The 13587-nt window shown below is 54.1% G+C and carries 8 protein-coding genes, 2 pseudogenes and 1 CRISPR repeat array; of the genes and pseudogenes, 4 read left to right on the forward strand and 6 right to left on the reverse strand.

Translation table 11 applies throughout. From position 1 onward, the window contains the following. Positions 1-83 precede the first annotated feature (83 nt). The 3 genes and pseudogenes from DEQ92_RS19105 to DEQ92_RS19120 form a co-directional block, all read right to left on the reverse strand. Positions 84-367 (reverse strand): annotated as a pseudogene (locus tag DEQ92_RS19105) (restriction endonuclease); the annotation flags it as partial. Between the two features lie 699 nt (positions 368-1066). Further along, entirely contained in the window at positions 1067-1552 is a 486-nt protein-coding gene (locus DEQ92_RS19115) for a hypothetical protein (protein ID WP_115821336.1), read from the reverse strand. Between the two features lie 5 nt (positions 1553-1557). Next, a complete protein-coding gene (locus DEQ92_RS19120; RefSeq protein ID WP_233516896.1) occupies positions 1558-2103 on the reverse strand; it encodes a hypothetical protein in 546 nt (181 codons plus the stop codon). Between the two features lie 246 nt (positions 2104-2349). Between DEQ92_RS19120 and DEQ92_RS19125 the strand changes: the two genes are divergently transcribed. Beyond that, complete coding sequence (locus tag DEQ92_RS19125; protein WP_115821476.1) at positions 2350-2670, forward strand: hypothetical protein; 321 nt, start codon at positions 2350-2352, stop codon at positions 2668-2670. A gap of 428 nt (positions 2671-3098) precedes the next feature. Here the strand turns inward: DEQ92_RS19125 and DEQ92_RS19135 are convergent, their stop codons facing one another. Further along, entirely contained in the window at positions 3099-3941 is an 843-nt protein-coding gene (locus tag DEQ92_RS19135; RefSeq protein ID WP_115821340.1) for a DUF6036 family nucleotidyltransferase, read from the reverse strand. Further along, on the reverse strand, positions 3938-4864 hold the full coding sequence (locus DEQ92_RS19140; RefSeq protein ID WP_115821342.1) for an HTH domain-containing protein: 927 nt from the start codon (positions 4862-4864) through the stop codon (positions 3938-3940). The genes DEQ92_RS19135 and DEQ92_RS19140 overlap by 4 nt, the downstream gene beginning before the upstream one ends. Before the next feature lie 610 nt (positions 4865-5474). Here DEQ92_RS19140 and DEQ92_RS19145 point away from each other — a divergent pair. Next, positions 5475-5982, forward strand: a pseudogene (locus tag DEQ92_RS19145) (hypothetical protein). Positions 5983-6029: 47 nt separating this feature from the next. Then, positions 6030-8678: a CRISPR direct-repeat array (repeat unit 30 nt; unit sequence GTTTCAGACGAACCAAGCTGGTGTTGAAGC). A 381-nt stretch (positions 8679-9059) separates the two neighbouring features. Here the strand turns inward: DEQ92_RS19145 and DEQ92_RS19150 are convergent. After that, entirely contained in the window at positions 9060-10259 is a 1200-nt protein-coding gene (locus tag DEQ92_RS19150) for a tyrosine-type recombinase/integrase (RefSeq protein WP_115821478.1), read from the reverse strand. Positions 10260-11121: 862 nt separating this feature from the next. Here DEQ92_RS19150 and DEQ92_RS19155 point away from each other — a divergent pair. Continuing rightward, complete coding sequence (locus tag DEQ92_RS19155) at positions 11122-12429, forward strand: Tat pathway signal protein (protein WP_115821343.1); 1308 nt, start codon at positions 11122-11124, stop codon at positions 12427-12429. After that, positions 12416-13477 carry an iron transporter gene (locus DEQ92_RS19160; protein ID WP_115821345.1) on the forward strand — a complete coding sequence of 354 codons (1062 nt, stop codon included), beginning with the start codon at positions 12416-12418 and terminating at the stop codon, positions 13475-13477. The genes DEQ92_RS19155 and DEQ92_RS19160 overlap by 14 nt, the downstream gene beginning before the upstream one ends. Positions 13478-13587 lie beyond the last annotated feature (110 nt).

Consider the following 13587-nt stretch of genomic DNA (forward strand, 5'->3'; position numbering starts at 1 on the left):
TTCAGTGTGGACGAGGACCGAACAGAACCGATCGACAACCTTCTCCAGCAGATGATCTGGCGGCCGAGAGACAATTCTCGCGACTGTCCTGCCGTGACGACGATGCCGCGCTTCGGGCCGTCGTAGTCGTACATCGCGATGGCGGTGTGGAGAGTTTCTGGATAACGGGTCGCCCGACAGTCCCGGTGTGTTTGCATTCGACGACGATACCACGCCGTGCTCCGTTGATGACCTCCTCCATGAGTATGTCTCGTCCTTCGTCGGCGGTTCTGTGTGCTTGATGAACGTCTTCGTACCCAAGATTCCGAAAAACATCCTCCATCAAGTCCTCAAATTCGAATCCGGAGAAATCGTCTAAGAGTGGCATAAAAATTCTACTTGACAGCTAGACGTACTGTATCTATTAGTGAGTTGTCGACCTGTCACTAGGTGCCGTAACCCCTTCCTCGATGTGAATGCGGTGAGTCGTCTTATCTCTGTCAGTGGATCCTTTTGTGACGATACACCACGACTTAGACATGTAATCAGGAGATGGACGTTCGCAGGTGCTTTTTGCCCCCGAAGAGACAGCCTGCTCCGACTCGGATCTCAAATTCGTGGTCGCATTTGGCTCATAGGTTACGTGAGGCGACGACAGCGTCTGATCTCGACATCGCAGTCAAGTTTGTGGACCGCTTTGGCCCCCGGTGGGCAGAGTGGTTCTTACCAACGTCAACGCTGAGGATTTCAACAGAACCCCCATTCTGAAATTGGTTATCGCGGTTCGAGATCTCAATAACCTGTATCGACCACAGCTCCGGAAATCAAAACCAGGGGTTTCGCGAACTGGCCAAACATCTTTGCTGTGGCATCGCGTGGACACTAGTGGAGACAATCTGTGTCACACACGTCTCCACAATCCCCCATGACGAGTGATTCGACGGCGCTTGGTCGATGCCCTGACTGCGGCGAAGAGATCGAAGCCTATCAGTCGATTATTGAGTTCGAAGATGGCGATGGGACAACTGGCGTGTTCGCAGAGTGCTATTCATGCGACGAAGTCGTCCGTCCAGAGTGACAAACTGCGCTACGTGTCCACGAGGTAGTCTGCGCCGTGTTCCTTCTCGAATTCGTATTCTGACGGGAAGACCGGATCTGTTGTCGCCCAGATACCGTTAATTCGTTTTTCGATAGTCTGAAGAACGACCCGAAGCACGTCATTCGGATCATCTGGGTAGACTGCATCGACCGCACTCTCTTCTCGCGGCTGGGGTGGTACGTGGTAGTGGTCGCGTGTGTTGTGCGTATTTGGGTGGCGGTCCCATCGACACGACCAGCGTTCACCAGCCCATTCCTCAACATACTGAATGTTGAACTTTCCATTCAGTCGAAGGCGGATCTCGAGAGTCGCAGTATCCACGACGTTGGGGTAGTAATTCGACCGAAGAGTGGCAACAACACGGTCTTCCTTTCCAGATGGGAAGTACTGGACGGTCTCGATTACCGAGAGGTCTGCGAGGCGGCCACCGAGAATTCGCATCCGTTCTTCATTGAGGTCATCTGTGCGTCCCATCGAGGTTAGGGGAACGAGGAGGCAGGACTTCCACTGACATTTGATTCGAGACGGAGTTTGGCTTCTCGGAGTTCACGAAGGCGGCGAGTGACAGTTCGCCATTCACTCAGTCTATCGTACGCCTCATCGAGATCGTCGTACGTCGTCTCGGAAAGGACAACTGCCTCAGGCGAGGATTCCTCAAAGTAACTCGAGAGCTCCTGTTCTCGGGCTCGGTACTCGTCGATTGCTTCCTCGGCCGCTTCTGGTGTCTTGAGCTCCCGGGTCAGTTCCGTGATACGACGGAACTCAAAGTAGGCCTCATTGCGAACGAAGAGCGCAGGATTGTCGGCGACTTTTTCGAGCACTCCGACGTCAACGAACCACTCGAGATGAGGACGTGCGCCTTCTTTTGTACAGTCAGCACGTTCTGCGACATCTGCAACAGTGGTCGGCGACGTGAGCGTCGTTACTGCTTCATACACACGATCTTTGACCGTCCGGTTCTCGACTGCTTTGTCCCACTCACCGGCCAGATTCATGTCCGGCGGAGACGGCGTATCCTCAGTCATTGTCCTAGAGACGGATTGCGCTCATATTAGTTTGTGGGTGCTAAGATATGTTTGCAATTGCGATAACACCATCTAGGGTATGATACTTTGTACGATAATCCTGGTTTGGCGCTTTGACCCGTGGATGGTGAGCTGAAAAGAGGCTGTGTGGGTTTGTTCTGAGTCTTGGATACGATTCGCGGCACTGATTTAACCAACAAAACTTTTGAATAGCGACTTGTGTTGGTTAATGCGAGGCAGCTGCCGATGTCCTACGAACCACCGACGCCGCCGAACCTCCCCACGGAAGTCGTCAACGCTCTCAATGAGTTGGGGCCGACCCGCCTTCGAGACGTTGCCCACTATGCCGAAGCACTGGCCGAACACAAGGAGCGCGAGGCTCGTCTCGAGGACGAGTCACCGGAAGGCGAGCTCGAAGAACGGTCGGACGACCTTCCAGACGATGTCCCCACGAAGGCGACGATCACTGTCAAAGAGATCAACGACAACCGATACTACTACTGGCAGTGGCGAGAGGGAGACAAAATCAAGTCGAAATATAAAGGCCCAGTCAATTCGGGCAGGTGAATGAGAGACACGCGCAAGTACGGTTCAGCACCCGTGTGAAAGATGAAAAATTGAGGAAGAGAAGTCTGGTGATGAAGGGCTCTCGCGTAGGGATAGCATTTTTCGGCTCTGTTGAAATCCTAGTATTTCTACGACTTTTTTGCAGGAATAGCTGTTTGGTAGGTGTGTAAGTGGATTAGCTCAGACGTCGAATCCGTTTCGCCTGAGTGCCTTTGCCAACTCTCCGTCAGGGTCGGCCGCAAACTCAACCAACGATGACTCAGGCCTTGTTGTCGTATATAATTCAGAGTCAATATTGTCTGGGATTTCGTTCGTGTGGCTCTTATCTACAACTGCAACTGATATTTTTGGTCTCGTGTCCGCGTCTTTTGGCTCACTCATTAACTGATTGTACGAGGAAACGATGTTTGGATTTTACCATTCGGGTATCAAATTTTCTCTTGGAGGACGAGTGACCCGTCCTCACCGTATCTGACGACTCCGATCTGGTGGAGCCACTCAATACCGGACGTAGCTGTCTCCTCACCAAGCTTCGATTCAACCGCCCGTTCGGGAACTCCTTTGTATAGGTCGTCATCGTATTCGGTTTCCGAAAGGAGTCGAATACACTGAGCGACCCGTTCACCGTCTATGGTTCGCGAGTGCAAACGTTCGATCTCATCTTGGATGTCGAATGAGTACCCTTGCTCTTGGAGACGGGCGAGTTTGTGCTTCATGGCACCGACAAACTCGTCTCGACCGATAAGCGACAACTGGGTGTGCACCTCTTGGACGATTAACTCCTCATCGATTCCTGCTTGTGCGAGTACAACCATGTCGTCGACGTCATCGTCTCTATTTGCGACCGATTTGAAGAGGAAGATATCGTCGAGTGACACCATCCGGACAGTCAACGGTCCGTCTTCGAAGAGGTGCTGGCTTCGGGCCTCCATGTCGTCACTCAGCATGAGTACGCCGGCGACTTGTCTGTGGAAGACGTCGAATCGACGCTTACCGTTCTCGAGGATGAACGCCGCGTCAAGTTCGTCATACTCTTGTTCGAGGTCTTCTGGCGGCTCATATCCCGCTGCGGTGAGTGCTGTCCAAAGCTGCTTGAGTTCGTACTCTTCTCTAACGATGAGGTCGATGTCTTTTGTCGCGTTCTTGAGCTCCTGGAGCGTAAGAGCGCCACCTCCAATGAGGAACACCGTAATTGGCTCGTTGATCAGGTTCGCGAGTTCGTGAAATTGTTCTCGGATCGCCGTGTATTCCAACGTCGACTCGCGGGTCATATTTCTACCCCGTAGTCACGAGCGAGCGATTCCATTTCAGACCAGGGTGGGGTTTGGCCTGAGGTCTGTTCGCCTTCTGTTCGTAGGTACGTCAAGAGAGGTGAGATGATGTCTTCGACTCCGTAGGATGTTGCGACTTCGTGAACGTCTTCGTGGGATGTGTTGGTTGCGGTAATGAGAAGCATAGCGTACTTTCGGTGGCGAGCGTCGTTCTCGATGAGGAGTAGGTGACAGACCAACTCGGCCGGTGAGAGTGACTCTCGGCTTTCTGAGTAGAAGTAATAGTTCCCCGAGCGCGTGAAGAACTGCAGACCGTATTCGCTGAATGCATCGAGTCCTGTCAGCAGGTACTGACTGTCGTCAACACCCTCGTCTGTTCGCACAATGAACTCGTCATAAGATTCCCACAGAAGTGTTCCACTCCCGATGTCGGTCTGGACTTGCGTACGGTGGTGTTGGTGCCGGAGCTCCACAGCGAACTTGTGAAGTCCTGAGAACTGTTCGGTGAGGCAGTATCTCGTTCCTTGCTTAACAGCTATTGCCCGGTTTGTAAGCGTCTTGAGCGTCCGATAGACAGTTGCCCGTGACACCTCGGTTCGTTGGGCAAGCTCGGCTGCCGACACTGGTTCATCCGCGGGGAGATAATAGAGGACACGAAGCATCGACGACGTCAGCAATTTCGGGAAGTTAACGTGGGAGTTGGTTGCCGTGAGGTCTTGGTACACCTCGAGGCACTTCGCAGACGTTGGGTGTATTATCGTCTCGTTTCCCACCCGTTCACGGGTGACCAATCCCAATTTTTCGAGATGTACCACAGCGTTCGTGATGGTCCCCGGCTCATATCCGAGCTCAGTAGCAAGTGCTCGGCGCTTTTTAGGGGAATCAAGTGTCGCCATGATTCGCAACTCATTCTCCTCTAGCATAGTGTCTCAAATTGGATGTACTTGTAATAAAGCACTACATCGGATATGAGACTTTTGGTGGAGATTGTTGAGAAATTCGATGGATCTCTGCGGTAGAGAGAATAGTGTATTCAAGGACAATAGTGTGACACTGGAATTGCGTCCAACAAAGAAATTGAGCGTGTCCAAATTGCCTCGCTTAGGTGGAAAAGTGAGGGTGTGGCTGTTGACGACTATTCCGAAGCAATTCTACGGTCAAAGGGACTGTTTTTTTTTAGTCGGCACTCTCGATCTACTTCCGGCTCAGGACTAAAACGGGGAGAGAGCGTATCTCGCAAGCAAGCTCTCCGAGGTGTTTTCGTCTCGAGTCAAATTGGGCTTTGGAAGAGTATCACACCCTCTAGGACCCCGCTCAGTAGTCCGTAAATTTGGCTTTTCTTCGTCGTCAGAAGGTTCGACCGGATTGTAAACAAACTCTCTCCACGATGAGGACATCCACTTAATACAATCTGTAAGAATCAGTAGTTATTGAATAAGTTCTTATTATTCAAAAAATGGTAGAATTATCTGTGTTAAATTGTGGGCGGTACTGTCTAGATAAGGAACGAGCAGATTGAAGAGCTAGTAATCTATGATACTCTCAAAACTGCTCAAAGAGAGTTTAGCCACTGCTACGATTGAATATTGGCAGCGCGGGCGGACGGCGACGCCGTGGTGGGTCGCGGTCGATGAGACCGCTGTCGAAATCAACGGCGAGTGTTCTTGGTTGCACGCTGATTGACCTCGACACAAAAGTAATTCTTAACGTCGCGCTGTTCAAGCGTCATGGAACGGATCCAGCAGCTGCATTTCTTCACGGAATCTGTGAGAAACACGACTGTTCAGAGACGGTGTTTCTGGCTGATGCCTTCGAATATCGAATTGCCTTCTCTCGATTAGGTGTGAACAGTCGGGTTGACTACACAGATCGATGCCTGATTGAGAAGTGGTTCCACACGTTCAAGATGCGAGTTGACCGTTTCCACGATTCATGGATGGGCAGTTGTCTGAGCGTCCGCCAGTTGACTAGACAGTGCTGTGAAACACTTTCCATCGACCTATTTAAATGGACCCGCTACTGGAGGTTGACGGGAAATTAGGCTGATGAACAACACATATACGGCCTGAGTCTGTGATTTTCGACGGGGTTTCAGACGAACCAAGCTGGTGTTGAAGCCTCCAATACCCCAGCTTTCCCGTCGCAATCGAGTCGTTTCAGACGAACCAAGCTGGTGTTGAAGCATGGGAGTGAGATTATCGTCCCGCCGGAGAACATCGTGTTTCAGACGAACCAAGCTGGTGTTGAAGCAGGCTCAGCGGTCAGAAGTCAGGAGAAAAGCGGAGTTTCAGACGAACCAAGCTGGTGTTGAAGCTTGGAGAGTCGAAATGATTCATATCGCCGAATACGGTGTTTCAGACGAACCAAGCTGGTGTTGAAGCCTCGGTGTCGGCGGCGGACTCGCACTCAGCGATGGTTTCAGACGAACCAAGCTGGTGTTGAAGCTCACATATAATTAGGGGTTCAGATTAGTTAGAAGGTTTCAGACGAACCAAGCTGGTGTTGAAGCAATCAAGACCTTCGGACAGTCGCCACCGAGGCCGATTGTTTCAGACGAACCAAGCTGGTGTTGAAGCGCCGTGACGGTCGGGCTCCCGGACGTGTCGACCGAGTTTCAGACGAACCAAGCTGGTGTTGAAGCAACTTTCTCGATCTCCACTGGGAGGAACCGGACCAGTTTCAGACGAACCAAGCTGGTGTTGAAGCACTCCGAACCGAGCGAATCTCGCGAGTAGGGACAGTTTCAGACGAACCAAGCTGGTGTTGAAGCGGGATGCTTTCGCGTTCCGATGACCGCTTGGACCGGGTTTCAGACGAACCAAGCTGGTGTTGAAGCCTAAAAAAGAACCCCGGTTCGCTATTCGAACAGGGTAGTTTCAGACGAACCAAGCTGGTGTTGAAGCAGCGTCGGAGTATCTGGCACGAGAAAGCGACCGGCAGTTTCAGACGAACCAAGCTGGTGTTGAAGCGGACATCGACGACCCCGTCTCGACAATATCGGCGTGTTTCAGACGAACCAAGCTGGTGTTGAAGCCCTCACCGTCAGAAGGCCCATCACCATCTTCGTTGGAGTTTCAGACGAACCAAGCTGGTGTTGAAGCTCCCCACAGTCGCTCACAGGCGTCCGGGTGCTCGAGGGTTTCAGACGAACCAAGCTGGTGTTGAAGCTTGGTGCCGAACGCATTACTGTCACAGAATGTGCATGTTTCAGACGAACCAAGCTGGTGTTGAAGCTTCGCGTAGTACGGTGCGGTCTCGTTTATCGTCGTGTTTCAGACGAACCAAGCTGGTGTTGAAGCACGCTCGGTCGGGGGACGACCGTCGACGAGGCCGGTTTCAGACGAACCAAGCTGGTGTTGAAGCCTCACTTGCGCTGTCGTGCCAAACACGATTCACGCTAGTTTCAGACGAACCAAGCTGGTGTTGAAGCGATAGCGTCGCTCGTCCCGAGGGCGCTCGGGATGTTTCAGACGAACCAAGCTGGTGTTGAAGCGAGGCCATCGGCTGTGTGATCGACGACAAAGCGGTTTCAGACGAACCAAGCTGGTGTTGAAGCGGTCCATCGGGTTCATCGGCGTGTTCTTCGCGGCGTGTTTCAGACGAACCAAGCTGGTGTTGAAGCCGCGACTTGCGATATGCCCTCGCTCGCGCCGATGGTTTCAGACGAACCAAGCTGGTGTTGAAGCTCTCGACCAGCCCGAGGCAACCGCCTCAAACGCCCGTTTCAGACGAACCAAGCTGGTGTTGAAGCATAGTATCAGCGTCCCGTTTTCGACAGATTCGAGCGTTTCAGACGAACCAAGCTGGTGTTGAAGCGATGTTCTCCGGCGACGGATGGTCCGCCTCCCGAGTTTCAGACGAACCAAGCTGGTGTTGAAGCGCTATAACAGCCACCCACCGACGGACGGAGGTACCCAGTTTCAGACGAACCAAGCTGGTGTTGAAGCACCTCTCTCCAAGCGGGACCCAACGATATCGACTCATGTTTCAGACGAACCAAGCTGGTGTTGAAGCTCCATGTGGTACCATTGGCGTTCGGGTATCTCCGAGAGTTTCAGACGAACCAAGCTGGTGTTGAAGCGTTCTCCATCGCCTCGTGCATGGACTTCCTGACGCGTTTCAGACGAACCAAGCTGGTGTTGAAGCGCCGACAAGTGGGTCGATAGCCCGCGGTCGACAGCGGTTTCAGACGAACCAAGCTGGTGTTGAAGCACCGTCGACGAGCACCGCGACCTCTTCGAGTCGGGTTTCAGACGAACCAAGCTGGTGTTGAAGCTCCAGGAGCCGTCGGTCAACGTTGACGTCGGGAGCTTGTTTCAGACGAACCAAGCTGGTGTTGAAGCTCCAGGAGCCGTCGGTCAACGTTGACGTCGGGAGCTTGTTTCAGACGAACCAAGCTGGTGTTGAAGCGATACTCCAGACCGCGCTTCAAGTCCCAGACGGGCACTGTTTCAGACGAACCAAGCTGGTGTTGAAGCGAGGAATCCGGGAGCATCGCCAGCGACGCCAGACGTTTCAGACGAACCAAGCTGGTGTTGAAGCCTCCTGTCTTCGGAGTGGGATGACCTGCCAGAGGGTTTCAGACGAACCAAGCTGGTGTTGAAGCGAGTCCGGTGAACGGTCTTTCACGGGCGCGGTCTTCGAGTTTCAGACGAACCAAGCTGGTGTTGAAGCGGAACTCAGTGGTGACAACGATTGGCATTATGTGTTTCAGACGAACCAAGCTGATATTTACAACTCCACATATCCCTGCTCAATCGTCTCACCTCTCGCCGAATCACCCAGATTATAATCAGCAAGCTTCCGCAGGTCACGCCGAATCGACCGTGCCGTCCGTTCATTATCAGGCGCTTCCAAGTACAGCGGCCGCAACTCACCCATCATTAGCGCTCGTGCCCCCGCACAATTTTCAAGAGCACGACTCGTGCGTCTTCAATTGAATTGACGCCTTCTTCACTAACTCGCCGCAAGCTATCAGCACGTCCCCGTTGACGAACTCGACACTTGGTGCGCTTCACACCCCCCCCTCGAACACCGACACGTCCACGTCTTGAAGGCAAGAAGGAACGCTACACTGTCTTGCCCCGATTATCCTAATTGCCTCACAGCATTGCTACTCTATCGCTCAAATGCCGCTTCCAACTTCTCATACATCCTTCTTCGCCGAGCTTTCCGCTCTTGCTCTCTCGACAGGTAGTTACGAAGAACGACCTCCGTCGACGAACTCCCCTGGTCTTCAGCAACTCCCTCCAACCCCTCCAGAACCTCTCCAACAGCTTCCTGATACGCCGAGTACCAGAAGCGACGGCCCATCTTCGGTGTGGGCGTATCCCCATCAACAACGACGCCAGCCCGGTCAGCAAGCTGTTTGAACCGACGACGTATCGTACTCACAGACACGTGGCCCGTCGACGACGAACGAGACGGGAATAGATACCCTCTCCACGTCTCGCGGTCGGAAAGCGCATCAATCCGATCAGCGACGACATCGACCCCATACAATAACGTCACCTCGCCAGGCCCGTTCTTCCGCTCGCCATCACCGAACGACAAATGTGGGTCTTCGGCATCCAAGATCACCTGTTCGACGTGTAATGCAGCGACCTCCGAGGGCCGTAACCCCCAGCCAGCAAGCGCAACCACGAGCAACTCTGATTCGGGCGAGTCTACCTCGCCGTAGATTCGACGCACCTGCGACGCCGACAGTGCCTGTGGGTCCGGTTCGCTGGCTTCCCAGCCGAATTCCTCACCGGCCTCGGCGAGTGGATTGTACTTCGCGTACTTCCGTCGCTTTACGAACGCGTACCATGCCCTGGCGACGTGCAGATACTCGAGCTTCGACCGGTCGGTGGATAGCTCCTCGTCGAACACGTCGAGGACAGCAAGACAGCGTTCTATCTCTCCCGGTTGCTTGTCGAGATCGGACAGCGGTTCGAGCAGCGCATCCGCCCCGTGCAACTCTCGATATGTCCGAACCCACTTCGCCAGTCGCGTCCGGTGGGTCTCGACGGTACTTTTTGCTCGTTCACCACGGGTCTCTATCGACGTGAGATACGATTCGAGGGCGTCCACAGTAGCGGTGTGGTCAACGTTCCATTCCCACCCGTCCGTCTCCCCGTCTTCGAGGCCGACGACGTCGACGAAGAACTGCTTGGGCGTGAGGTCGTGATGCTCGCGGAGCGCGTACGCGATGCCACTGTATCCGTGTTCGGTGAGCCAGTCGTAGGTCGGCACGTCGCGGTCTTCGTCGAATCCATCGCGGTAACGGTTCGGTGCGATGTCTTGCCAGTAGACGTCGACGAGTTCGTCGAGACTCATCTGGGACCACTTGTAGCGCTTTTCTCTCGTCTCACTCTCTGAAGCCGTATCTTCCGCGTCCAAACTCTGGGAGTCAGACTGCTGATTCACGCCTGCTCACCGGGGAGTAACCCGCTCGCTCCGTGTTGGGGTAATTCTGAATGTAAGATTTTCATTACTCATTGACTTTCTCACAGTGAGTTAATACTTCGGCTTATGCTGGAGTGGACTCTACACAACGCTGATTAGTAATATTGAGTAGTAGATTGCCGATTACGGGATATACTGTATCTCGCTATATTTATTCCCGTGAGGACCGAAGAACACAATCTCGGAGGTTGGAATGATGCGTGCCTTTATATCAATGCCAAATTTAAGAATTCATTTAATTTGGTTAGCGTTATATTCTGAAGGCAGATAATGAGATGTCTTATGCCGTCGTCAACCCTGGCTAGAACACGGCCAGCGTTCATCAGGGACGCACCGACTGCAGACGAACGAACACAGTGGGTCTCGGTGCTGGTCTCTTTATGAGCATTTTCATTGCGAACACGGCTGGAACAATGTGTCAAACCTTTATCCCCCGTGAGTCTCCTTCGATCGACGGGGAGTGCTGAGAACATAGTCAGTGTGATTACATCTGTCACAGCCTAAATGGCTGGCCCCATCATAGAGATAGGGACTGTGATCATCTTGAGAAAGGCAGCATCCTCGTGTTGTAACGGATACTATGGCGATTTGAGCGACCTTGTCAACTAGTTTGTTCATCCGCCTAACGCTCGGTTGTCCTTTTTGAGAATCTGACAACGATTGAGTTGGAGGTCGCGAGGATTCGAAATCCCGACCAGAACCGCTTTTTCACGGACGTTCCAACTCGGGCGTAATGACCGATAGTCGTGGAATTCCACGGAGGTCGTTCCTGAGATCAGCTGTCGCAATCGGTGGTGCGGCGGCGTTCAGCGCGTGTTTAGGGCGCGAGGAGGTTGATGTCCCAACCGGCCCGGACGACCTGTCCTCCTTCCCCAAGCGCCAGCACGCCTGGAACGATGTCCTCCCCACAGATGACCACGGGAACGTCGTCGCCCCTCGCCATCGCGTCCTTCTGTACCTGAACTACACCCAACGTGGCCAACCGACTGAAAAGGACCGAACGACGATCGAGACCGCGCTCGAAGGTGTCGAACACGCGTACGAGCGAAGCGGAAACGGGCTGTTGCTAACGATGAGCTACTCACCGGCGTATTTCGACCGCTTCGATGGCGGGTTGCCGGAGAGCGTTGATCTCCAGCGGCCCGAGGCGCTGGCTCCATTCGAGAACCCCGAACTCGACACGCCGGACGCAGTCGTTCACATAGCGAGTAACCATGCTCAGGTGGTATTGGGTACCGAAGAAGCCCTCAAAGGGAACCAATCGACACTCAATGGTGTCGATCAACCCGATGCATCGCTCACGGACGTGTTCAAGGTGGTCGATCGACGGACGGGATTCGTCGGGGATGGACTCCCGGCGGAGAATGCAGACGATGCGGAGGGTATTCCGGCCGACAAAGTCCCGGAGGACGCACCCCTGTTTATGGGGTTCAAATCGGGATTCAAAAAGAACCAGGCCAGTGAAGATCGCGTGACGATCCAGTCGGGACCGTTCACCGGTGGCACGACTCAACATATCTCCAAGCTCCGACTGAACCTCAACCAGTGGTACAACCAAGACGACCGCTGGCAGCGTGAGGCGAAGATGTTCTGCCCGTATCACGCCGAGAACGACGTTATTGAAGGTGCCGGCGACAATCTCGGCGACAGTAGCAAAATCGACGACTGTCAGCCAACGGATGAGACGGCCCGCGAGATGGGCGTCGTCGGTCACTCCCAGAAATCTGCCCGCGCTCGCGACGATGATGATTCGCCCCTCATCCTGCGGCGCGACTTCGATTCAACTGATGGTGGAACTGCCAGCCTCCATTTCCTCGCGCTCCAGCGAGGGATCACCGATTTCGTCGACACGAGAGAAGCGATGAACGGAACTGATGTCACCGAGCAGTCAGCCGTCGGTCAACGGAACAACAACGGCATCCTACAGTACATCCGTACTGAGCGGCGCGGTAATTTTCTCGTCCCTCCGCGGTCGTTGCGCGCGCTGCCACCTGCCCAGCCGACTGGGGACGCACAGGAGGTGACGCATGAATCGTCGTGACGTACTTCGAGCGGTCGGGGGCACGTCACTCATGGGGCTCGCGGGTTGTACCGGCCTGTTCGAGACGCGATCAGCGCAGGCGCCACCGCTCCCCGAAAACCGCCCGGACGCAGTCTACTATCCGACCCACTACGAGGGCATGAAAATGCCTGGAATGAAAGAACAGGGCGGGTACAAGTGTGCACTCACGTACTCGTATGCGCACCGGTTCTGGCTGATGAAGCCGAATGGAATCACGAAGGTCGAGATTCAACTCGAGGACTCGATACATCTCATGCCGGTCGTTTGGGAGACACAGACGGGGATTATCCCACCCGATATCAACCCGCAGCTCACGATTACACAGAACGGGGAGTCGATTGATCAGTTCGCGCCGTGGCCGATGCTCTCCCAGCCGATGGGTTTTCACTTCGGTGATAACGCACAACTCCAGGGCGACGGCACGTACACTGTCGAGGTGAGCATCGGCGAGCCGTCGACGCGACGGACTGGGTCGCTGGCCGAGAATCAGGGGAACGCATCGTTCACGTTCGAGTTCGAGTTCAGCGAATCGGCGCTCAACGAGATCTCATACACGGACATCCCCGACGACAGGGAAGGCACGGAGGGTGCTGTCGACCTGATGGACATGGAGATGTTACCGAACTCGCAAGTGCCGACACCTGACGCGCTCCCTGGGGACGTTCGTGGTTCGGGGATGAGTGGGGATGCGAAGTTCGTGGTTACGATCCTCGAAGACGAGTCACGTTTCGGTGGTGACGAGGAACAGACGTATCTTGCAGTATCACCACGCACGCCCTACAATCGCACGATGCTGCCGATGATGTCGCTATCGGGGGGACTGCGGCGGAACGGTACGTCGGTATTCGACGGCATTCTGCAGGCGACGATCGATCCCGACCTACGGTATCACTACGGCGCCGTCGTCTCGGACGTCCAGTCGGGTGATGACCTTACGATCACGGTCGATTCGCCCCCACAAACAGCTCGCCATGAAGGGTACGAGACAGCCTTCGTTGATATGCCAGATGTGCAGGTGACGTTGTAGTTTCAAAGGTGTCTTTAGAATCCCAACCGAAGCCAAACCTATGGAAGAGAAGCACCTCCTACTGGTGACGTTACTTGGCGTTGTCTCACTCTTGGTACTCACCGGATTCG

Origin of the sequence: Haloferax sp. Atlit-6N (assembly GCF_003383195.1) — an archaeon.
GTDB classification, from domain to species: domain Archaea; phylum Halobacteriota; class Halobacteria; order Halobacteriales; family Haloferacaceae; genus Haloferax; species Haloferax gibbonsii.